Source organism: Neptuniibacter sp. QD48_11 (assembly GCF_047778095.1).
Lineage (GTDB): Bacteria > Pseudomonadota > Gammaproteobacteria > Pseudomonadales > Balneatricaceae > Neptuniibacter.
On sequence record NZ_CP180551.1, the window covers coordinates 31,981 to 52,895 of the forward strand.

19 protein-coding genes are annotated in these 20,915 nt (G+C 45.5%); 9 read left to right on the top strand and 10 right to left on the bottom strand.

Annotated features, from left to right (window positions below):
* Nucleotides 1-47 precede the first annotated feature (47 nt).
* The 4 genes from ACMXYU_RS00150 (at nt 48) to ACMXYU_RS00165 (ending at nt 4,912) form a co-directional block, all read left to right on the top strand.
* Nucleotides 48-623: an L-threonylcarbamoyladenylate synthase gene (locus ACMXYU_RS00150; protein WP_415899632.1), complete on the top strand. Its 576-nt coding sequence runs from the start codon at nt 48-50 to the stop codon at nt 621-623.
* Nucleotides 624-644: 21 nt separating this feature from the next.
* Nucleotides 645-1,559 carry an oxygen-dependent coproporphyrinogen oxidase gene (hemF, locus tag ACMXYU_RS00155; RefSeq protein WP_415899633.1) on the top strand — a complete coding sequence of 305 codons (915 nt, stop codon included), beginning with the start codon at nt 645-647 and terminating at the stop codon, nt 1,557-1,559.
* Nucleotides 1,560-1,568: 9 nt separating this feature from the next.
* Nucleotides 1,569-2,396 (top strand): shikimate dehydrogenase, encoded by an 828-nt coding sequence (aroE, locus tag ACMXYU_RS00160; protein WP_415899634.1) that lies wholly within the window; start codon nt 1,569-1,571, stop codon nt 2,394-2,396.
* Nucleotides 2,397-2,521: 125 nt separating this feature from the next.
* Nucleotides 2,522-4,912 carry a Lon protease family protein gene (locus tag ACMXYU_RS00165; RefSeq protein ID WP_415899635.1) on the top strand — a complete coding sequence of 797 codons (2,391 nt, stop codon included), beginning with the start codon at nt 2,522-2,524 and terminating at the stop codon, nt 4,910-4,912.
* A 189-nt stretch (nt 4,913-5,101) separates the two neighbouring features.
* On the opposite strand, the gene ACMXYU_RS00170 is transcribed toward ACMXYU_RS00165, so the two are convergent.
* The 3 genes from ACMXYU_RS00170 to ACMXYU_RS00180 all read right to left on the bottom strand — a co-directional run bounded on the left by ACMXYU_RS00170 (nt 5,102) and on the right by ACMXYU_RS00180 (nt 7,658).
* The gene (locus tag ACMXYU_RS00170) at nt 5,102-6,211 is read right to left on the bottom strand and encodes an LbtU family siderophore porin (protein ID WP_415899636.1); all 1,110 of its coding nucleotides are present in this window, start codon (nt 6,209-6,211) and stop codon (nt 5,102-5,104) included.
* Between the two features lie 294 nt (nt 6,212-6,505).
* A complete protein-coding gene (locus tag ACMXYU_RS00175) occupies nt 6,506-7,138 on the bottom strand; it encodes a hypothetical protein (RefSeq protein WP_415899637.1) in 633 nt (210 codons plus the stop codon).
* Entirely contained in the window at nt 7,116-7,658 is a 543-nt protein-coding gene (locus ACMXYU_RS00180) for a gamma carbonic anhydrase family protein (RefSeq protein WP_415899638.1), read from the bottom strand. Before ACMXYU_RS00180 ends, ACMXYU_RS00175 begins: the two co-directional genes overlap by 23 nt.
* 118 nt (nt 7,659-7,776) lie before the next feature.
* Here ACMXYU_RS00180 and prlC point away from each other — a divergent pair, with 118 nt between their 5' ends.
* The 3 genes from prlC to ACMXYU_RS00195 all read left to right on the top strand — a co-directional run bounded on the left by prlC (nt 7,777) and on the right by ACMXYU_RS00195 (nt 11,116).
* The gene (prlC, locus tag ACMXYU_RS00185) at nt 7,777-9,813 is read left to right on the top strand and encodes an oligopeptidase A (protein ID WP_415899639.1); all 2,037 of its coding nucleotides are present in this window, start codon (nt 7,777-7,779) and stop codon (nt 9,811-9,813) included.
* A gap of 5 nt (nt 9,814-9,818) precedes the next feature.
* Nucleotides 9,819-10,088: a YheV family putative zinc ribbon protein gene (locus tag ACMXYU_RS00190; protein ID WP_415899640.1), complete on the top strand. Its 270-nt coding sequence runs from the start codon at nt 9,819-9,821 to the stop codon at nt 10,086-10,088.
* Nucleotides 10,089-10,255: 167 nt separating this feature from the next.
* Entirely contained in the window at nt 10,256-11,116 is an 861-nt protein-coding gene (locus ACMXYU_RS00195; protein ID WP_415899641.1) for a DMT family transporter, read from the top strand.
* A gap of 22 nt (nt 11,117-11,138) precedes the next feature.
* Here ACMXYU_RS00195 and znuB read toward each other — a convergent pair whose 3' ends face one another.
* The 3 genes from znuB to ACMXYU_RS00210 are packed head-to-tail and all read right to left on the bottom strand — an operon-like array spanning nt 11,139 to nt 13,194.
* On the bottom strand, nt 11,139-11,927 hold the full coding sequence (gene znuB, locus ACMXYU_RS00200; RefSeq protein ID WP_415899642.1) for a zinc ABC transporter permease subunit ZnuB: 789 nt from the start codon (nt 11,925-11,927) through the stop codon (nt 11,139-11,141).
* Nucleotides 11,927-12,706 carry a zinc ABC transporter ATP-binding protein ZnuC gene (znuC, locus tag ACMXYU_RS00205; RefSeq protein WP_415899643.1) on the bottom strand — a complete coding sequence of 260 codons (780 nt, stop codon included), beginning with the start codon at nt 12,704-12,706 and terminating at the stop codon, nt 11,927-11,929. Before znuC ends, znuB begins: the two co-directional genes overlap by 1 nt.
* On the bottom strand, nt 12,706-13,194 hold the full coding sequence (locus tag ACMXYU_RS00210) for a Fur family transcriptional regulator (protein WP_415899644.1): 489 nt from the start codon (nt 13,192-13,194) through the stop codon (nt 12,706-12,708). The genes znuC and ACMXYU_RS00210 overlap by 1 nt, the downstream gene beginning before the upstream one ends.
* Before the next feature lie 66 nt (nt 13,195-13,260).
* Here ACMXYU_RS00210 and ACMXYU_RS00215 point away from each other — a divergent pair, with 66 nt between their 5' ends.
* Nucleotides 13,261-14,145: a zinc ABC transporter substrate-binding protein gene (locus ACMXYU_RS00215; protein WP_415897239.1), complete on the top strand. Its 885-nt coding sequence runs from the start codon at nt 13,261-13,263 to the stop codon at nt 14,143-14,145.
* On the opposite strand, the gene ACMXYU_RS00220 is transcribed toward ACMXYU_RS00215, so the two are convergent.
* From ACMXYU_RS00220 to ACMXYU_RS00230, 3 genes are all read right to left on the bottom strand, one after another.
* Nucleotides 14,142-14,573 (bottom strand): response regulator, encoded by a 432-nt coding sequence (locus tag ACMXYU_RS00220; protein ID WP_415899645.1) that lies wholly within the window; start codon nt 14,571-14,573, stop codon nt 14,142-14,144. The two genes, ACMXYU_RS00215 and ACMXYU_RS00220, sit on opposite strands and share 4 nt — an antisense overlap.
* Nucleotides 14,574-14,701: 128 nt before the next feature.
* Nucleotides 14,702-16,813, bottom strand: a complete 2,112-nt coding sequence (locus ACMXYU_RS00225) for a putative bifunctional diguanylate cyclase/phosphodiesterase (RefSeq protein ID WP_415899646.1) — start codon at nt 16,811-16,813, stop codon at nt 14,702-14,704.
* A 22-nt stretch (nt 16,814-16,835) separates the two neighbouring features.
* Nucleotides 16,836-17,837 (bottom strand): ABC transporter substrate-binding protein, encoded by a 1,002-nt coding sequence (locus tag ACMXYU_RS00230; protein ID WP_415899648.1) that lies wholly within the window; start codon nt 17,835-17,837, stop codon nt 16,836-16,838.
* A 224-nt stretch (nt 17,838-18,061) separates the two neighbouring features.
* Here ACMXYU_RS00230 and ACMXYU_RS00235 point away from each other — a divergent pair, with 224 nt between their 5' ends.
* Nucleotides 18,062-19,246, top strand: coding sequence for an EAL and HDOD domain-containing protein (locus ACMXYU_RS00235; RefSeq protein WP_415899649.1), 1,185 nt, complete (start codon nt 18,062-18,064; stop codon nt 19,244-19,246).
* Between the two features lie 17 nt (nt 19,247-19,263).
* Here ACMXYU_RS00235 and ACMXYU_RS00240 read toward each other — a convergent pair whose 3' ends face one another.
* Nucleotides 19,264-20,910 (bottom strand): ATP-binding protein, encoded by a 1,647-nt coding sequence (locus tag ACMXYU_RS00240; protein WP_415899650.1) that lies wholly within the window; start codon nt 20,908-20,910, stop codon nt 19,264-19,266.
* Between the last annotated feature and the right edge of the window lie 5 nt (nt 20,911-20,915).

A 20,915-nucleotide genomic window follows, 5' to 3' on the forward strand; every position in this document is an offset into this window, starting at 1 on the left:
AATAGTGATGCACTGTTGATTTGTTATATGGCATTGAGGAGTAAATGGTGAGTAGTAATTTAAAACCTGATTGGTGGCATATTCAGCAATCTGTTCGAGCGATCCGTCAAGGCGGTGTGATCGCATATCCTACTGAAGCGGTTTGGGGTTTAGGTTGTGACCCGTTTGACGAACAGGCCGTCTTAGAACTTCTAGAAATTAAGCGTCGACCTATGCATAAAGGTCTGGTTTTAATCGCTGGAAATCTCTCTCAGATCGATTTTTTGCTCGAAGATCTGACTGATGATGAGTATGTCAAAGTAACTGCTAACTGGCCGGGTCCATATACGTGGATTTTGCCAGATAAAAAGAACAGAATTCCTACTTGGATTAAAGGTAATCATAGCGCTGTAGCTGTTAGAGTGAGTAATCACTTACAAGTAAAAGAATTGACTGAATCCTACGGATCTTTTCTTGTATCGACTTCGGCAAATCCTGCAGCGCATGAACCTGCAAGAGATATATTGAGAGTGAAGACTTACTTCGGTGAAAAACTTGCTTATGTTTTGCCAGGTGAGTTAGGTGGTTTAGATCAGCCTACTCAAATTCGAGATCTAAAATCTGATCAATTAATTCGCGCTTAAATGAATATGTGAGTGAGTACTATGTCCGCACCTAATATTGACGCTGTAAAAGAATACCTTTTGGGGCTGCAAGATGCTATTTGTGATGCCCTAGAGCAGGCTGATGGCGAAGGAAAATTTTATCAGGATGAGTGGCAGCGAGAAGAAGGCGGCGGAGGTCGTACTCGCGTCCTAGATAAGGGCGCAATTATCGAAAAAGGTGGTGTGAACTTCTCTCACGTTTTCGGCGATAAGTTGCCAGGCTCTGCTACAGCGCATCGACCTGAATTAGCGGGTCGTAGTTTTCAGGCGATGGGTGTGTCTTTGGTTATTCATCCACATAACCCTTATATCCCCACTTCTCATGCCAACGTTCGTTTCTTCATCGCAGAAAAAGAAGGTGAAGAACCCGTATGGTGGTTTGGTGGTGGTTTTGACCTAACGCCTTATTACGGTAACGATGAAGATTGTAAGTTCTGGCACCAGACAGCTAAAGAAGCCTGTGATCCATTTGGTGATGATATCTACCCACGTTTCAAAGAGTGGTGTGATGAATACTTCTACTTGAAGCATCGTGATGAGCCTCGTGGTGTAGGCGGGCTTTTCTTCGATGATCTTAATGAGCTTGGTTTCGATAAGAGCTTCGGGCTGATGCAGTCGATTGGTAATGCTTACACTAAAGCTTATGTGCCAATTATCGAGAAAAACAAAGACCGTGAATACGGTGAGCGTCAGCGTGACTTCCAATTGCACCGCCGTGGCCGTTATGTCGAGTTCAATCTAGTGTTTGACCGTGGCACCCTGTTTGGCCTGCAATCTGGTGGACGTACTGAGTCTATCTTGATGTCGCTGCCACCAGAAGTACGTTGGGGTTACGACTGGAAACCTGATGAAGGCACTGAAGAAGCGGTGCTGTACGAGCGTTATTTGAAGCCTCGTAACTGGCTGGAAGTGTAAGGGCGGATTATGACTGATCGTTACGCGGTATTCGGTAATCCGATTAAGCACTCTAAATCGCCACAAATCCACGCTGCATTTGCATCGAGTACAGATCAGGATCTGACCTATGAAGCGATCTGCGTACCTGAAGATAACTTCGAAGGTTACGTTTCTGACTTCTTATCGGGTGATGGCCGTGGTCTGAATATCACTATTCCGTTTAAACAGGAAGCTTGGTCTTTAGCTGAAGTTAGAAGTCCGCGTGCTGAATTGGCGGGTGCGGTAAATACTTTGTACCGCGATGATCAAGGTCGCTTGTGTGGTGATAACACCGATGGTGTTGGCATGGTGCGCGATATTGTGCGTAACAATGGTGGCACGATTGAAGGTAAAAAGGTGCTTATCCTAGGTGCTGGAGGTGCTGTTCGTGGCGTTTTACAGCCGGTTTTGGAGCAAAAGCCTGAGCTGTTAGTTATCGCAAACCGTACCGCTTCTAAAGCCGAAGAGCTTGCTGGGTTGGTTGCAGATCTTGGTAACGTATCGGGCGGTGGTTATGATGAGCTTGCAGGTCAAAGCTTTGATCTGATCATCAATGGTACTGCTGCTAGCTTACAGGGTGAGATCCCCCCTCTTCCGGAACATGTATTGGCACAAGGTGCTTGGTGCTACGACATGATGTATGCCGCAGAACCAACCGCTTTTTGTGTTTGGGCGACTGAACAAGGTGCGGCAAAGTCCATTGATGGCCTAGGTATGTTAGTAGAGCAGGCTGCGGAATCTTTTAGAATCTGGCGTGGCTTGGACCCTGACTCTAAAACCGTTATCTCTGATATCCGTGAAGCAATAACTGTTTGATTTTAATACAACAGTCGCTTTATAAATTTTATCAAAGCAGACTTGCATGGGGCTCTCTCGCGGCGTATAACTGAAATAAGAACACTGCATAGTGTTAACTTTTCAGTCTGCTGCGGGAGTACCTTATGGTAACGGAAACCCGACTATCTACTGAGCAGCTTTATTTTCGCTGCGATCCTGAATTACTACCTTTCAAAAACACGTCTACGCTTGAACCGTTCACTGGATTCTTTGGCCAAACCCGTGCCATTGAGGCGATGGATTTTGGTATCGGCATGCGCCGTCCAGGCTATAACTTGTTTGTGATGGGTAATCCGCATACGGGGCGTTTCTCCTTTGCGATGGAGAACCTCAAAACCACGGCGAAAAAAGAGAAAAAGCCGGGGGATTGGGTTTATCTGAATAACCTAAAAGATAATCGTAATCCTTTAGCTATCCCCTTCCCTGCTGGCAAGGCTCAGCAGTTTAAGCGTGATATTAAAAACATTATCGAAGCGGTGTTGTCAGAGATGCCAGCGGCCTTTGAAAGCCCTTCTTATCAACGTAAGAAGAGTAAGATCGAGCGTGAACTCAACCGCTATTATGATCAGGCGATAGAAGGTGTTGAGCGCGAAGCGCGTGAGCATAGCATTGCGGTATACCGCGATGCAGGTAGTATCGGTTTTACTCCGGTTGCCGAAGGGCAAGCGATGGACGAAGCGGTTTTCTCGCAGTTACCTGAAGAGATTCGTGATGGTTTTACCAAGGCGATATCTGATCTGGAAGATAAGCTAAACGAAGCGTTAACAGGCCTACCGCAGTGGCGACGCGAGGCAGCAGAAAAGCTGAAGAACCTCGATCGTGATACCACACGACAGTCAATCGCCCCACTTTTCCAACCGCTGAAAGATAAGTACGCCAATATTGCTGCGGCGACAGACTATCTGTCAGAGATGGAAACGTCGTTAGTTAAAAACTGCGCTGAAATTGTCGGTGATGAAAAGCTGATCGAGCCGCTTACTGATGCCAGCCGTCGTGCTTATCTAGAAAGCAATTACGGCGTTAATCTGCTTGTGGATAACGATAAGGTTAAGGGTGCTCCTGTTGTTTACGAAGCGCACCCTAGCTATGAGAATTTGTTTGGACGTGTAGAGTACACATCTGAAATGGGTGCTCTTTCTACGACCTACAAACTTATTCGCCCTGGTGCTTTGCACAGAGCGAATGGTGGTTATCTGGTACTAGAAGCTGAGAAGCTACTGGAACAGCCTTTTGTTTATGGTGCACTTAAACGTGCGCTGAAATCCCATGAAATCAGAATTGAAAGCCCCGCCAGTGAATACGCGGGTATTAGCACAATCACCCTAACGCCGCAGGCGGTACCGCTTTCAGTGAAAATTGTGCTGATCGGTGCACGCAATATCTACTACCTCCTACAAGAGCTTGATCATGACTTTGAGAAGATGTTCAGAGTCGTGGTGGATTTTGATGAGGATGTAAAGCGAACTCCTCAGTCTATTAGGCATTATGCACGCTTGATGAAAACGTTAGCCGATGAAGAAGGCTTAGCTCCGCTGACTCGTCGAGCAGTGGCGCGTTTGGTCGAGCATAGTTCGCGTCAGGCCGAAGATCAGGAGTTATTATCAGCTCATATTGGCGAGTTGGTTGATCTGCTTTGTGAAGCTGATTTCAAGCGGGTCAAAGAGGAAGATGAGCTGATTAATGCCGATCATGTAGAGATGGCGCTGAATGCGAAAGAACGCCGGACTTCTCGGATGTCTGAAAAGATCGAAGAAGGCATTCTTAACCAAACGGTTTTGATCGATACCCAAGGTGAAGCCGTTGGTAAAACCAACGGTCTAACGGTACTGCAAGTGGGTGATGTCGCTTTCGGTACACCTGCACGGATCACGGCAACGGTTCATCCGGGTAATCGCGGTATCGTGGATATTGAGCGTGAGGTTGCCTTAGGCCAGCCGATCCACTCAAAAGGCGTTTTGATCCTATCGGGCTTCTTAGGTCATCAATATGCCCAAGACTTCCCTTTGGCGATCTCTGCCAGCATCGCTTTGGAGCAATCGTACGGTTATGTTGATGGTGATAGTGCATCTTTAGCAGAGGTCTGCACCCTTTTATCAGCGTTGACACATATACCGATTAGTCAGAGCTTCGCAACTACAGGATCTATCAACCAGTATGGCGAAGTACAGGCGATTGGTGGTGTAAACGAGAAAATAGAGGGGTTCTTTAATCTCTGTAAAACCCGCGGACTTACCGGCGAACAAGGGGTCATTATTCCTAAAGCCAATGTGCGCAATCTTATGCTCAAAGAAGAGGTTGTCGAGGCTGTTAAGGAGGGGTTATTCTCTGTCCATGCGGTTGGTCATGTGGATGATTGCTTAGAGATTTTAATGGGTAAGAAGCCGGGTAAACGCAAGGCCGATGGTACGTTTACGCAACGTAGTATTAATGCTCAAGTGGTTAAGCGTTTACGGGAAATTTCTTCGGCTAAGCTAGAGGTTAAGTCGAACAAATAAGGTTTGGAAAAGTTCCTTCTAAAGGATTTAATTCCTTAGGAGCGTTCCCTGCCAAAGTGATAACAGATATCATTAACAGTAATGTTTACAGAATATCTGTCTGTACAGAGTATTGTGACGACCAGCGCTGATGATTGAAGGGGGATTCAGCGTTGGTCAGTCACATTTTAACAACTCGCTAAGCCCTGCTTAGAAAGTAGTTGTTACCGCAACATTTAGGATATCGCTATCTGTGTCGCTGTAAGCTTCTTCGCGAACATATTCCGCAGTCACTTCAGCATTTTCACCTAGAGAACGCGATACACCCAGCGCTACACGCTTTTCAGGTAGTTCGTAGTCGATACCTGCTACATCATCGATATCTTCAGCTTCATCAGATTCGCTGTAACCTAGGAAAAGCGTACCGTCCGCACCTAGGATCTGTGTTCCGTAGCCTGCACCTAAATGAAGGAAGCTTGGCTCGCCCGCCAAGTTAGATTTACCTAGCTGGATATACTCAGCAAACAACGCCAAGTCATTCGCTTCTACCAATGCATTTACGCGCCATGCATCGATTTTCTCAGTTAGACCGCCTAGCTCAGAAAAAGGACCTGCGGTATTGGCAACATCCGTCACATAGCCTGCTCCAAGAGAAACACCATTACTGAATGTAGTGCCTAAGTTAAGACCGAACGTATCTAAACCTTCGTTACCTTCTGCAGAGTTGTTAAGCACATAGGTATCTAGCTGAATCATCTCATTTTGGTAGCTCAACATAGCTAGACCTTCTTTCGCATCGAAGATGTCGAATGCAATTGGGTCAGTGAAGGCTGCAGAATCACCTACTAGTAAAGGGTGAGCAGCTTTACCCAGCGTGAAGCTTAGAGGGTCATCTTCAGAGCCAATCACTACGTATGCTTCAGCAAGGTCCAGTTTCTCGTCTGCAGATAGGTATTCGATTAGCGTAGAAACTTTAACGTTTTCGTTAATATCAGCAGCGATTTCAAGTTCGAAAGTATCAACTAAAACATCACCAACGCTGTTTTCGCCATCAGTCTCAACTTGCTGTGCTAGCAAGGTTACTTCGCCGCCTACGCTGACGTTATCTGCGAAGCCACCGTTTGCTGGAGCAGCTGAAGCTTGAGCTTCAGTTTCTTGCTCTAGCTTTTCCGTTGTTGCTTGCTGAGCAGCTAGCTGTGCTTCCAGTTGTGCAATACGTGCTTTCATTGCCGCTAACTCTTTAGCAACATCGGTTGCAAAGGCTGGTGTTGCTGATGTCATTGCCGCAGCAACTAGCGTGGCGATAGTGGTCTTTTTCATGTTGTTCCCTTCTTTTTAAAAAGCGATTTAATCTGGTACTTACCCTGGTTAACTGAATGAGATTATTCACAACCAACAAGACATCGTAGTTTTAAAATGTTCTTAGTCGTTTAAGCATTAAGGCTGCTTACTTTTCGAGCTAAATAGATACCCACAGGCGCTTGTCCGAGTAACGGAAATAGCGCTTAACTTGCTGAAAATAAGGCTCAAAGTATTATGAAAGTAAGATGTTGGTGGGCGATACTAAAGTTATTGATAATTATTATCAACTGGTGTTTGAATTATAACCAGCAGCTAGTCTTCAGGATCAGCGCCGGTTAACCAGTTATCCACAGGCGTAATCCAAGCGGGTTCAGCGTTAGCGCCAAACCAAGAGTCCACAGCAAAGGCTTGCTGAGTATCTAGTTGAACGATAGTAGCGCTGTTATGGGGCGCATTTAACGTGAAGGGGCCACGGTGAACATTTCCGCCTGGTCGGTGGAAATGTAAGAGGTTCATCTGCTGTAAGATTAAAAGGTAACGCGTTGTATTGAGGCTCTCAGCAACACAATCCAATTGATTTGAACGACTGATAAAGGAGGTGTTATTAGCTGCTTGATCACCAAAAGTGCGTAGTTTGGGGCCGGTGATTCTTTCAAACAGACCGATACCTGTAGCGATCCTTAAGCGCTCTTCCTCTGCTGTAACTGCTGGTGGTGAGAAGTGCTGACGAACTTGGTCTAGCTCATCAGTATAAAACTGTATTGAAGATCTTCGATCGCAACCAAAACTTTTACAAAGGGAATAGCGTTTCCCCTCCTCCGTATCAGAGACCTCTACCTCATAGGAGTTAACCCAAGTAGTAGGGGAACTCTGGATATTATAGCCACAACCGCTTACAAGCAGCGTGGCCAGGATCAGACTGTTAGCCTGCGAAATCTTCTTCAAGGTGCTTATCCTTAAGTTTCACATAGTTTCCAGCAGTATAACTGAAGAAAGAGCGCTCTTTTTCTGTGAGTTCTCGCTGTTGTTTTGCAGGACGGCCAACGTAAAGGTAGCCGCTTTCTAGTTTTTTACCTGGTGGCACTAGGGAGCCCGCGCCGATAATCACTTCATCTTCAACTACCGCGCCATCCATAACCATTGCACCCATGCCCACTAAAACTCGGCTACCAATGGTGCAGCCATGTAGCATCGCTTGATGGCCAATGGTGACGTCATCGCCAATGATCAATGGGAAACCATCTGGGTTATAGGGGCCTGCATGGGTGATATGTAGGACTGAACCGTCTTGCACGCTGGTGCGTGCGCCAATACGAATACGGTGCATATCACCACGGATTACGGTGAGTGGCCAGATCGAGCAATCGTCACCAATCTCGACATCTCCAAGTACAACCGCGCTAGGATCAACAAAAACTCGCTCTCCTAGTTTGGGAGTGAAGCCTTGATAAGTACGTACATTCATAATTATTGCTCGCTAGAAATTGGGAAGTATCTATTATGAAATAGCTTAGGGGAATTGAAAAATTAAGATTTAGTCCCATGTATTAGGAACGATATCTCGCCGATGGAGCTAGCTTTATATGAGTAACCCAATGCTTGAACCACAGTTGTTACCAGCATTTAGTCAGATCAAACCTGATCAAATCGAAGCCGCAATCGATCAATTGCTGGCAGACAGCAGAGCAACGGTTGAACGTATTCTACAAGAACTGTCTCTACCTAGCTGGGATTCTCTAGTTGCCCCTCTTGAAGAGATGAATGACCGTTTAGCTAAAGCCTGGTCGCCTGTTTCGCACATGAATTCGGTGGTGAACAGTGATGAGCTACGTGATGCCTACAATGCGTGCTTGCCTAAACTGTCCCAATACTGGACAGAGATGGGTCAGCATCAAGGTCTCTACCAAGCATTTAATCAGCTTGCTGAAAGTGAGCAATTTACTCAGTTAAGTGAAGCGCAGCAGAAAGTAGTCAACAATACTCTACGTGATTTCCGTCTATCTGGTATCGCTCTGAATCCAGAAGAACAGCAGCGTTACGCTGAGCTGCAACAGAAGCTGTCTGAGCTGACGACTAAGTTTTCTGAAAACGTCATGGATGCCAGCGATGACTGGAGCAAACTACTGACCTCAGAGTCTGATCTTGCGGGCCTTCCGCCTATGGCGTTAGCGGCAGCGAAGCAGATGGCTGCAGCGAAAGAGCAAGAGGGTTGGTTGGTGACACTGGACTTCCCTTCTTACCTCGCAACGATCACCTATGCGGATGATCGTGAACTGCGTAAAGAGATATACACAGCCTTCTCTACCCGCGCATCTGATCAGGGACCGGGCGAAGGTAAATGGGATAATACAGAGGTTATCTCTCAGTTATTAGAGCTACGTTTAGAGCTGGCACAGTTGCTCGGCTTTGGTAACTACGCTGATTATTCGTTAGCGACCAAGATGGCTGAAAATACCGATCAGGTTGTGCAGTTCTTAAAGGATCTTGCTGAGAAAAGCCTACCCGTAGCTAAACAGGATTTTGAGCAACTGTGCGAGTTTGCGAAAGCTGAATTTGGCGCAGAAGACCTGCAAGCTTGGGATCTAGCTTACTACGGCGAGAAACTGAAGCAGGCGAAATACTCTATTTCTGAAGAGCAGATCCGCCCCTACTTCCCTCTTCCAAAAGTATTGGAAGGTCTATTTGCGGTTACCGGTAAACTGTTTGATATCGAAATGCGTGAAGTCGAAGAGTTCGACCGTTGGCATGATGATGCGCGCCTATTTGAAATTAGCCGCAATGGTGAAGTGATCGCTCGCTTCTTTATGGATCTGTATGCCCGTGAAAAGAAACGTGGCGGCGCTTGGATGGATGATTGCCGTGTGCGTCGTCGTCTAGATGATGGTTCTCTGCAGCTACCAGTGGCTTATTTGGTATGTAACTTCAGCTCTCCAGTAGGTGATGATCCTGCCCTTCTGAATCACAATGAAGTAACCACCCTATTCCATGAGTTTGGCCATGGTCTGCATCACATGCTGACCCAAATTGAAACGGCTGACGTAAGTGGTATTAATGGTGTAGCTTGGGATGCGGTTGAGCTGCCAAGTCAGTTCCTAGAGAACTGGTGCTATGAGCCAGAAGCGCTGGCGTTAATCTCAGGTCACTACCAGACAGGCGAAACCCTACCGCAAGAGTTGTTGGATAAGATGCTGGCGGCACGTAACTTCCAGTCAGGCATGATGATGGTACGCCAGTTGGAGTTCTCTCTATTCGATTTCCTTTTACACCGTGACTACCAGCCGGGAGAAACGGTTGTTCAAGAGGTGTTGAATAAAGTACGTAGTCAGGTGGCAGTGATTACCCCGCCTGCGTTTAACCGCTTCCAGCATAGCTTTAGCCATATTTTTGCGGGTGGTTATTCTGCGGGTTACTACAGTTATAAATGGGCAGAGGTGCTATCGGCAGATGCATTCTCACGTTTTGAAGAAGATGGCATCTTTAATACGGATACTGGTGCAGATTTCCGTAAGAACATTCTAGAAATGGGCGGTTCTCGCGAACCGATGGAGCTGTTTGTAGCGTTCCGCGGTCGTGAACCGCAAGTTGATGCACTACTTCGCCACAGTGGAATTACCGAGTAATTAACATGACAGTTATTAAACGATTTATAGCGGGTGCTGTTTGCCCACGATGCGGCGAGATGGATTGTATTCGTACTTACCGTGATGAAGAGCGTGAGTACAAAGAGTGCGTACGTTGTGATTATGCAGATTCCATGCGTTTGGATGGTGAACCAGATACCGCTGTGGAAGAGCTGGAAACACGCGTCAATCGTGAGAATAAGCCTGAAATAGAGGAAGGCGCACAGCCTCTGATGTTTACGGCGAACCCCGGCGCTAAGCGGAAAGATCACTAATATAAAATAGGGGCTTTTAAGCCCCTATTTTTTTGTAACTTATTAGATCATACCTATTTGGTAATCGTTTACCGGTAAACCAATTTCCTGATCGATGATCACCTCGTTTACTGAGGCTTATCTGGTATGATCCCGCTTTCTCAATCTACGTTTCAAAGTCTAAAGCCATGTTTATAACTGCCGTGCCCATCGCTATTCGCTATATGCTGCTATCCGCGCTTGGTTTTGCCTTGATGGCCGCCTGCGTTAAAGCGGTGTCGGGTTATGGCATTCCGGTTTTGGAAATAGTGGCTGCTAGGGCTCTGGTGTCCTTAGGTTTAAGTTACTTAGATGTTAAACGTAAACGCATCTCTATCTGGGGGCAGCATAAGCCGCTCCTGCTGGCGCGAGGTGTTGTGGGTGCTTTGGCTCTAGTTTGCGTTTATTACTCTGTCACGACCCTCTCATTAGCTGATGCAACGGTATTGCAGTATACCTATCCGGCATTTACTGCGGTCTTAGCGTTGCTGTTTCTGGGAGAGCGGATCAAGCTAGCGACGATGCTTTGTATGTTGCTCAGTTTTGTCGGGGTGATTGTGATGATGCGACCGGGTGAAGCGGGATTAATTGGTTTACCGATGTTAAGCCTGTTCGCTGCGTTAGCGGGGGCTTTAGGGAGTGCCATCGCTTATGTGATCGTACGTAAACTGAGTCAAACGGAAGATAGCTCTGTCATTATCTTTTATTTCCCGCTGGTGGCGTTACCAACCTCGTTATTGCTGTTGGGCGGTGACTTTGTTGTGCCTGGAATGGAAGCGCTGTTACTTCTGCTGTTAGTGGGTGTATTTACTCAAGTTGGGCAGATTGGATTAACTAAAGCGATGGCAGCAGAAGAGGCAGGCAAGGCGAGTGCTTATGCTTATGTTCAGGTTATCTTTTCTGCAATTCTGGGTGTGATCTTTTTTGAAGAGATTCCTACTTTGTGGACCATCATCGGCGGGTGCTTGATTCTGGCAGGTGCGTTAATCAACGCCTTATGGAAGCGCTGATTAACATATCTGGAATGTTGTGCTAAATCGCTCGGCGTAAAGGCAACGTGTAAAGCAGAACAAAAATCAGCAGGGATACCACCACAACCGATGGGCCGGCGGGTGTATCGAAATGCCATGATAGCCATAAACCACCACCTACTGACAAACTACCGACGATAGCGGCACCGATGGCCATCTGCTCAGGGCTTTGGGCTAAACGCCTTGCGGCAGCTGCAGGAATAATTAGCAGAGACGTTATTAGTAGTAAGCCTACAATCTTCATTGCTACGGCGATAATGACAGCGATCAAAAGCATCAAAGCTAATCGTGTCCAGGCAATATTCACCCCTTCGACATGAGCGAGCTCTTCATTGATGGTGATCGCTAAGAGAGGTTGCCAGAGGAGTTTTAACAGCACCAGAGCGAGGATGCCGCCCCCGTAGATCCAATAGAGATCTTCGACGCCGACAGCGAGTAGATCACCAAACAGATAGGACATCAGATCTACCCGAATCTCTAGTAGAGAGACGGCAACTAAGCCTAAAGAGAGCGAACTATGAGCCATGATGCCCAATAGAGTATCTGTAGCTACCATCCGCTGCCTTTGCATCGCGACCAAAATAAGGGCGAGGGCCACGCAGCAGAAGATCACGGCTAGGTTGAGGTTTACTTGCAGCATAAAGCCGACAGAAACCCCAAGAAGAGCAGAGTGAGCGAGTGTGTCACCAAAATATGCCATGCGGCGCCACACCACAAATGAGCCAAGTGGGCCGGCAATAACCGCAACACCAATGCCGCCTAGCAAGGCATATAAAAGAAAATCAGGCATTAACAACCGCCCTTACAATTATGATCAGGAATAATATCGCCATGATCATCGTGGCGATGGTTATGATGGTGGCTATAAACAGCTAACTGCTCGCTGCCTTGAATGCCAAATAGCTCGGTAAATGATGGGTCATTGGTGACTTGTTCAGGGTGGCCAGAGCAGCAAACATGATGATTAATACAAACCACATGATCTGTTGCTGCCATCACAAGATGAAGGTCGTGACTAACCATTAAAACACCACAACCACGTTCATCCCGAATACGTGCAATCAGGTTATAAAGTTCAAGCTGACCGTTAATATCAACCCCTTGCACAGGTTCATCTAATACTAGTAGATGAGGATCACGAAGTAGGGCGCGGGCAAGCAGGACACGCTGCATCTCACCGCCAGACAGGTTATGTACTGCTTGCTTGAGTAACTTATCAGCGCCGACATCGGTCAATGCTGCCAAAATTTTAGCTGGGTCTTTACATTGAGTTGTTCGCAGGAAGCGATCAACTGTTAAAGGGAACGTATTATCGATCTGTAACTTTTGCGGCATGTAGCCGATGCGTAAGCTATCTTCTTGCCATAAGCTGCCACTATCAGCTTTGAGTAAGCCTAGCACTACACGAACTAAAGTCGTCTTACCTGCGCCATTGGGGCCGATCAGTGTGGTAATACAGCCACGATGCAGTTCTGCATTGATATCTTGCAAAACGTGCTTTTGACCAAAGGAAAGGTTGATATTTTCAAGTTTGATCAGTGGTTCATGGGTATGTGGCGATGGGCTCACTAGGCGGCACTCTGTTGGCAGCTTGGGCAAATGCCCAGTACTTCAATCGATTGTTTTTCCGGTTTGAAGCCTAAGCTATCCGCTTGTTTCTGGATATCTTGGCTCACCTTTCGCGTATCAATCTCTACTGCGTTATTGCATACACGACAGATCAGAAAGGAGCCTTCATGATGATCACTTGGGTGAGGACAACCGATATAAGCGTTCAGTAAAGCGATACGGTGGACTAAGCCTTGTTCCTGTAAGAACTCTAGCGCTCGATAAACTGTAGGAGGCGCTGAATTAAAGCCACCAGCGGCTAGTTCGGGTAGAAGTTCGTAGGCACCAAGCGGTTTATGACTCTGCCAGATAGTTTTTAAAACCAGCTCGCGAATAGGCGTAAAACGCAGGTTACGCTCGTTACAAAGTGAGCGTGCATCTTCCAATGCTTGTTCTATACATCCGTGGTGATCATGTTCAGGATGAAAGGCTAGATCAGTATGTGCCATAGCATTCTTACCCTATAAGTTTGTGTTATATTGTAACCCTTAATCTTCAGAGATGTATTGCGAAAGATGAAAAATATTACTCTACTTTTTTTAACACTTTTTGCTGCGAGTACAGCGACTGCTGATCAACCGATTCAGGTGGTAGCGAGCGTTAAGCCATTGCAGCTAGTTGTTGAAGGTGTGGTAGGTGAATTAGGGGAGGTTGATTCCCTGATCCCTGCGGGCAGCTCACCACATCATTACTCTCTAAAACCCTCTGATTTACGCAAGCTAAACACTGCTGATCTAGCGGTTTGGGTTGGCCCCGATATGGAGCAGTTTTTAAGCAAAGCACTAGAACGTTCCAAAGTTCCAACCGTGCAGCTTTTAGAGGGTTCAGGAGAGGGGCATCACGATCATCATGAGCACCACGGTCATGATGAACATGATCATCACAACCATGCTGTCGATCCTCACGTTTGGATGGACCCGGTAAAAATGCTGAAGGCTGCGGCAGAGATTAAAAAAGCCCTCGTGAAGCTTCACCCAGAACAGGCGGAGCAATTAAACAGCAATTACCAACAATTTGCGGCAGATATTTTGGCTACGGATCGTGCGATTCAGGCTCAGTTAGCGACTGTCAGAGAGAAAGGTTTTATCGTATTCCATGATGCCTTTGCTCCCTTTGTTGAACATTATGATATGAATCAGCGTGGCTACTTCACGGTTGATCCTGCTCGTGCGCCGGGTGCGAAAAAGTTACAAGCGATTCAAACCATGCTTAAGGAAGATCAAGTAGGCTGTATCTTCACTGAGCCGCAGTTCGAAGCGAAGGTAATTCAGCGAATTGTGGCTAAGCAGCCAGTGAAACTGGGTAAGCTAGATCCTCTTGCGATCGATATTACTTCTGAACAGGGATATACAGGCTTCCTGAAGCAGCTTGCGAACAATATGGAAACCTGTCTGCGTTAAGCGTAAGAGATGTCTACAGGGTGCTCGAGTAGATCGTTAATACGGGCACACAGCGTCGAGGGTTGATAGGGTTTAACCAAATACCCATCAACCCCGACCGTAATACTTTCATGGATTAAATCGGCTTCGGCATGGGCGGTCAGCATTACAAAAGATACTTTCCTAAGACGCTGATCTGCTCTGATTTGGCGCAGTAACTCTATGCCGTTCATCTCTGGCATATCCCAGTCACAAATCACCAGATCAATATTCATCAGTTTTAAGCGTTTTAACGCTTCTTGTCCGTTTGGGCTTTCAACAAACTTACGAAACCCCATCTCTTTAAGTGTGGTTCGAGTAATCATGCGCATTGATTGCATGTCATCGACGATCAAAACTACGGCTTTTTCTGGCGGTACAGTTATTTGGCGTTTTTTACGAGTCATCATTCAAAGGTCTGCGATAAAGCCTAGAGGTATATATCTTACTGATAATACTTGGCTTTTAGGTTAGGCCCAACCGTCAATAATATTTAAAAGTGATTTTTTTGATTCTGTTTAATGTGAATCAATTTAGCCTAATGTTCTTCCATCATGTATTTCTGGTTTAAGCCTAAATAGCGTTTTGCGAATTCGTTTGCGGTCATTGGTTTGCCAAATAGATAACCTTGTACCTGGTTGCAGCCTTCTGCTCTTAATATCTCACTTTGATCTTGCTGTTCAACGCCTTCGGCTATAACCGTCAATTTCAAGCTATTGCCGAGGGCAATAATTGCCTGGCAGATAGCGTAATCATCAGACTCTTCATCTAAGCCATCAACAAATGACTTATCAATTTTTAACTTAGTTAGCGGTAGACGTTTCAGATAGGAGAGTGATGAATACCCGGTTCCGAAATCGTCCAATGCTAAGCGTAAGCCATGGTGTTTCAGTTGATTTAGCTGGCGAATTGCCTCTTCTGGATCATTTAGGATGCAACTTTCGGTGATTTCTAACTCGAGTAGCCGAGGTGGGAAATCTGTTTTGTTGAGGACACTTTGTACCTGTTGCGGCAGTTGCTGGTGTTCTAATTGTTTTGCAGAAATATTAACGGCTAGCAGTAGATCTGCAGCGCCTTGATCCAACCAAGATTTTACCTGTTGGCAAGCTTGCTCGAGCACCTGAGTTCCTAACTGTTGAATTAGCCCTTTCTCTTCAGCTAACGGAATAAACTTATCTGGTGTGATTAACCCTTTTTGCGGGTGATGCCATCGTGCTAAAGCTTCTACACCTACCAATTTATTAGAGGTGATATCAAATTGAGGTTGGTAGTAGACGGATAACTGTTTATGTTTTAACGCCTCTCGAAGATCGCCTTCGAGCTCCAACCAAGTCAGTGCATGCTGGTTCATGCCTTTATTGTAAAAATTGAAGCAGTTTCCCCCAGCCTTTTTTGCTTGATACATGGCAGTATCGGCATTTTTCATCAACTCAATAGCTTCAGTACCATCGTTAGGATAGATGCTGATACCAATACTGGCGTTTAGATATAAGGTGTGGCCATCATATTCATAAGGAGCTTCCAAACTGGCGATTAATTTACGGGCCAGCTCTGCTGCATCATCCTGTTGATAAAGCTGGTCAATAATAACGGTAAATTCATCCCCGCCAATACGAGCTAACAGATCGGAGCGACGTAGGGATTTAATAAAGCGATTAGCCATTTCAACTAAAACCGCGTCCCCGGTACTGTGACCTAAGGAGTCGTTTATCTGTTTGAACTTATCCAGATCGATAAAAAAGATAGCGGCTAAGGTTTGATGATCCCGACAACGTTGTATGGTGAGGTCTAAGTTACGCATAAATAACGAACGGTTAGAAAGGCCGGTAAGACTATCCTGCTCCGCTAAACGTTTTAAGGTGTGCTTTTGTTTTTCTAATTCTGATGTGCGCTTAGATACCTCAGTCTGCAATTGATCGATAGAAACGGTGCTGTGTTCAAGCTGTTCGGTCATTTCGTTAAAGTGAGCCGCTAAATTCCCGATTTCATCGCTTAGCTCAGCTTCAATCCGGCAACTTGTATTGCCTTGAGCGAGTTCTTGAATACCCGTTTCGATTTGCTCTAAGCGACGACGGAAAAGACGTAGGGTGAGGAACGTCGAAATTGCAATCAATATGGCTAAGCTGAGTAGCATGGACTGAATAATTGCCGCTTTTTGTTGTATGTACTGTTGTGAGTTAGCTAAAGCGCGATGCTCTAAACGAAAGCTCTCTTCACTCATACTCAGTAACGTAGTGTCTAAGCGATCTAATAGGTAGTTATGGCTGTTTAATTGGTTGACCGATAGTTGCGGAGACCTATGTACATGAGTCATGCGCTTGTAAAGCGAACTAATACTCTCGTTTTGATGGCGTAAGCTTTGAATATAGGTTTGTTCATCCGGCCCAAAAGGCTTTAACTCATCTAAATAGGTTTGAAGTTGTTTTTGAATACGAAACCCACGTTCAATAGATTCGAGATCTTTGTAACGCTCATGTAGTCGGAATTGGCTGCGAAGGGCATTTGTTTCAACTTGGATGCGCGAAATGGCATCTACCCGCTTAAACAGATCTGCTCTGTATGCATCCATCCAGCCTAAACCAAGCAACATACTCAAGCAGAGTAGGACGGTAAGGAGTGTTAAGATAATCAGCCGAATTCTTATGGTCATAGTTAGAGCATTATCCTCTGACTTACAGCGAAGATGCGTGTGGATCTATTTTTTGTAACGCAGAGGCGTCAAAAAATTGGATAAAGTCAGGAGTGGTCTCACTAATGACTAACTGCGATTCGATGGCCCAACGTGCCTGCTGTTCAATCGAGCTTACTTGCGATTGATTCAATGACAGCTTGAATAGGTAGTCCTGCCAGATCCAATCAATAAAGGCCTGACTCAGTTGTAGCTTTTCCCTAATAATTATCTGAGATTCTTGAGGATACTCTGCGATGTAATGCACAGCTTTGTTTAAAGCTGCTAATACCTTCTGCTCACTTTCTATGTTACGTGCTGCTCCCTTTAGTCCCACCAAATTAAAACTGAGGTTATAAAGCCCTTTGGTATCTAATGGGCGAGCAGGGTTGTTTCTATTGGATGCTGCGGTAAACGCAAAAGGTTCCCAAACAGATATGGCTGAAACTTCTCCTAAACTCAGTACCTTAGGGAGGTCGACAACGCTATAGGCTTTAGTTAGCACTTTACTTGGATCAACGCCAGATAGGGTTAACCATGTATGTAGGAAGTATTCACTGGCGCTGCCTTCAACAATACCGACGGATTTACCTATTAGGTCTTGAGCTTTAGTGATACCGCTACCCGACAGGCTCATTAGCTTGATGTCATTATCGGACTCCACAAAGCTGCTGAGCACAGTAAAGTGATCATATTTAAAACCATTAAACATAACGACTGAGTTAGAAGCAGTGGCTAGATCGACTTCCTTCTTTAGCAGTGCCGAAAAGCACTTAGTTCCCCCAGCGAGAGGGATGAGATCGGCTTTGACCCCTTCTTCTTTAAAGAACCCCTGCTTCTCCGCAATATAAAATGGAGCAGATAGTGGGGTCGTTGAAACTGCAATCTTTACTGCAGGAAGTTCTGTATTGGTTATGATTTTGCTGTCAGTTAATTGGTACCGGAAGAATAAGATAGCAACAACTGCGATGGTAAAGGCGATACCCGCCTTGATGAATCCATTCATGTTGGCCTCAAAACACTGAATACAGTGGTGATTGAAGATTGTTTTAATTAACTAATGTTTAGTATTTGCTCAGAAATGTAAGAGCGCAAGGTTCTATGGCTATTTTCACTATTAATTGTAGGGAAATTGTAAAAGCTATTGCTTAGGATCAATGGCTTTGGGTATTTAGCTTAGTCTGGCATGGGATTAGAATGGGGTAGATACGTTTTGAATAAAGGAATGAAATGAATCAGCCGGTACTTTTTTCTAGGCAGCCGATTTTTGATGTGCATTTAAACACTTATGCATACCAACTGGTTTCTGCTTCTGAGCATTCTGATGAAGATCATCATAGCTCTAATACTGCAGATGTAGTTGTTAATGCCTTCAGTAATCTGTTAGATAATGGCCATGTAAAGTGCCTGCCAGCTTGGGTCAAAGTAGATGCCTCCTGGTTGTACGATGCTCAATTCCCAGAGCTTCCTGTTGATTCTGTGGTGTTCGATTTAACCTTAGCTGCTTTGTCTGTTCCCCATTTGGAAGAGATTCTTAAAGATCTGTCTGTTCAAGGTTACCGTATCTGTATGCCTGCCGATTTTGATTCTGAGCTGCAGCAGTTTGCTCACATTATCAGACTCGATTGCCAAGCATACAGCGCAGATGCACTGGTCGAGCTTGCACAAAAACTCAAACAGCAACCTAGTGTTAAATTGCTAGCAGACAATATCGCAAGCTTTGAGCAATATAATCATTGTAAAACTGCGGGCTTCGATCTGTTTATGGGTTGGTTTTTTGCTGAACCGCAGTTGGTGAGCGGACGCAAATTAGCACGCAACGAATTGGTTATGTTCCAGTTGATCGGAGAAGTGAACAGCTCTGAAGCAACAGTCGATTCTATTGAACAGATTTTACAGCGAGATCCGGAGCTGGTTGCTAGTTTGTTAAAGCTAGTAAACTCCGCGGCCCTCGGAGGTCGTAGAACTATTTCGAGTATTTCCGAAGCTGTTATCAATATTGGCCTAACCGAGCTGAAAAAATGGGTGCTGCTGTTTGCGCTTTGCCATAACAAACAGGTACCAAGCGAGTTGGTCGGACTGTTATTGATCAAAGCGAAGATGTGCCAGTTGATGACGGAAAAGCATAACCATGTGGACTCCGGCACCGCTTTTATGACGGGACTTCTCTCAGGGATAGATGCTGTTCTAGGTATCCCTTTACCTGAGTTGCTGGAGCAGTTACCCGTTCAAGTTGAAGTTAAGCGAGCGGTACAGGGTGGAAATAACCCGTTGGGTAAACTGCTCGCTCAAACTGAAGCCTATATCAAGGCAGACTGGGACCTGTTACCTAAAGGAGAAGAGTTTCATTTTGTGGCCGATTGTTATACCAAATCGGTTACCTGGAGTTCTGATCTTCTGCAAGAACTTAGTTAGCTCAGTCCTACTTCTGCTTAGGCTAGCTGTTCAGGGGAGCTGTGCTCCTTAGCTTCTAGAGGCATGGTTACGCGAATGTGGAAGCCCGGTTGATCGGCATTAATCAGTTCGATCCTACCGCCTAATTGCTGTGAGACAATATTAAACACAATAGACATGCCTAAACCGCTGCCACCTTTACCTCTTTTAGTGGTGAAAAATGGCTCGAATAGCTTTTTGCTCTCTTCTAACGATAAGCCACGACCATCATCGTGGTATTCCAGCATGGCATTATGTTCATCTGCATAAGCGCGAACTTTTATGTTGCCACCCTCTTTGCCTTCAAACCCATGTATGGTCGAGTTATTGATTAGATTGCTCAATATATGGTGAAGCGCGCCAGGATAGCTGTTTAAGTTTATGTCCTCAGGCATATCTATATGGAAGTTCACATTCTGATGTTTGTATTGTGGATAGATGGTTTGAATGGATGATTCAAGATAGGTTTTGAGATTGAATTGCTGTTTGGCATCGAAACTCTGGTCGGTCGCGATCAATTTAAAGCTAGAGATAAGCTTGCTGGCTTTAATGATATTCGCTTCAAAGAGCGCACTGGACTCATCTATACCATCTAAGAAATCGGTTAAATCTGACTGCGTTAGTTTGCCTTCAGTGAGTTTTTTTCGAATATCTTTACTGTGTTCGCCCTGAAAACTAGCTGCTGTTCGGCAAACGCCTATAGGTGTATTAATCTCATGAGCTACGCCTGCCACCATATTACCCAAAGCAGCCATTTTCTCGGTTTCTACCAATAAATCTTGAGCGGAACGAAGTTCGGTCATTGAATCTTCTAGCTGCTGTGTACGTTCTTTAACTTTATCTTCCAGTGTCTCTTTGTATTCGCGTTCAGTTTCTAGCAACGCATCCCTCTGTTCTACTAACTCCTGCAAGTGGAGCTTGTTTTCGTTGAGCTCTTGGTAGGAGTTGTAGATGCTATCCCTCATCTCGTTAATGCTGACTGCTACCGTATCGATCTCATCGTATTTTTCGGGTGGGTTTCGTTTATTTAGCGATAGCGGTTTGGATAGGGTGAACACATCCATATCGCGAAGATAGCTAGAAATCGCTTGTAGGTGACGGGTGATATGCAGCCAGACTACCAGCAAAATAAAACCTGCCACTAAAAACGTTTTGATAGCGTTACTGATCAGGATGACCCCCGCTTTACTGATCAAACGGTTGTAAACGTTATCGATGCTGGCGGTGACTCGAAGCTGTCCAATATTTTGTGTATTGATACCGGGAGCACTGTATTCAAGCGGAAGATCGATTGTGCGATTTGCACGTGAAATAGGTTTGCCTTGCTCCCAGCTTGTTTCACCATCTACCAAAATAGAAACATATTCAATATCAGGAAGTTGGCTTAGCCCGACTAACTGGGTTTCAATCTGGGAATCATCCAAAGACCACACACTTAGAGTGATCGCCTGTAAGTAGGATGTTTGTATATTGTTGAACTGCTGCTCGATTCGACTGATATCAGCATGGTAGTCCAGAGCAAGCTGCAAACTGGTGCTAAAAAGGGTAAAAAATGAGCTAAATACAATGATCAGAACCGCAAAACGCTTACCCAGCCGACCTGAGATTATCTTGGATGAAACTTTCTTTGGTGAGGTTTCAAACATAGCTT

Coding starts and splice junctions, on each gene's coding strand:
- ACMXYU_RS00195 (WP_415899641.1), top strand. CDS start 10,256: ATGTTTATAACTGCCGTGCCCATCGCTATTCGCTATATGCTGCTATCC.
- znuB (WP_415899642.1), bottom strand. CDS start 11,927: ATGCCTGATTTTCTTTTATATGCCTTGCTAGGCGGCATTGGTGTTGCG.
- ACMXYU_RS00215 (WP_415897239.1), top strand. CDS start 13,261: ATGAAAAATATTACTCTACTTTTTTTAACACTTTTTGCTGCGAGTACA.
- ACMXYU_RS00220 (WP_415899645.1), bottom strand. CDS start 14,573: ATGATGACTCGTAAAAAACGCCAAATAACTGTACCGCCAGAAAAAGCC.
- ACMXYU_RS00180 (WP_415899638.1), bottom strand. CDS start 7,658: ATGAATGTACGTACTTATCAAGGCTTCACTCCCAAACTAGGAGAGCGA.
- ACMXYU_RS00235 (WP_415899649.1), top strand. CDS start 18,062: ATGAATCAGCCGGTACTTTTTTCTAGGCAGCCGATTTTTGATGTGCAT.
- ACMXYU_RS00165 (WP_415899635.1), top strand. CDS start 2,522: ATGGTAACGGAAACCCGACTATCTACTGAGCAGCTTTATTTTCGCTGC.
- ACMXYU_RS00225 (WP_415899646.1), bottom strand. CDS start 16,813: ATGACCATAAGAATTCGGCTGATTATCTTAACACTCCTTACCGTCCTA.
- ACMXYU_RS00240 (WP_415899650.1), bottom strand. CDS start 20,910: ATGTTTGAAACCTCACCAAAGAAAGTTTCATCCAAGATAATCTCAGGT.
- aroE (WP_415899634.1), top strand. CDS start 1,569: ATGACTGATCGTTACGCGGTATTCGGTAATCCGATTAAGCACTCTAAA.
- ACMXYU_RS00190 (WP_415899640.1), top strand. CDS start 9,819: ATGACAGTTATTAAACGATTTATAGCGGGTGCTGTTTGCCCACGATGC.
- hemF (WP_415899633.1), top strand. CDS start 645: ATGTCCGCACCTAATATTGACGCTGTAAAAGAATACCTTTTGGGGCTG.
- prlC (WP_415899639.1), top strand. CDS start 7,777: ATGAGTAACCCAATGCTTGAACCACAGTTGTTACCAGCATTTAGTCAG.
- ACMXYU_RS00210 (WP_415899644.1), bottom strand. CDS start 13,194: ATGGCACATACTGATCTAGCCTTTCATCCTGAACATGATCACCACGGA.
- ACMXYU_RS00230 (WP_415899648.1), bottom strand. CDS start 17,837: ATGAATGGATTCATCAAGGCGGGTATCGCCTTTACCATCGCAGTTGTT.
- ACMXYU_RS00170 (WP_415899636.1), bottom strand. CDS start 6,211: ATGAAAAAGACCACTATCGCCACGCTAGTTGCTGCGGCAATGACATCA.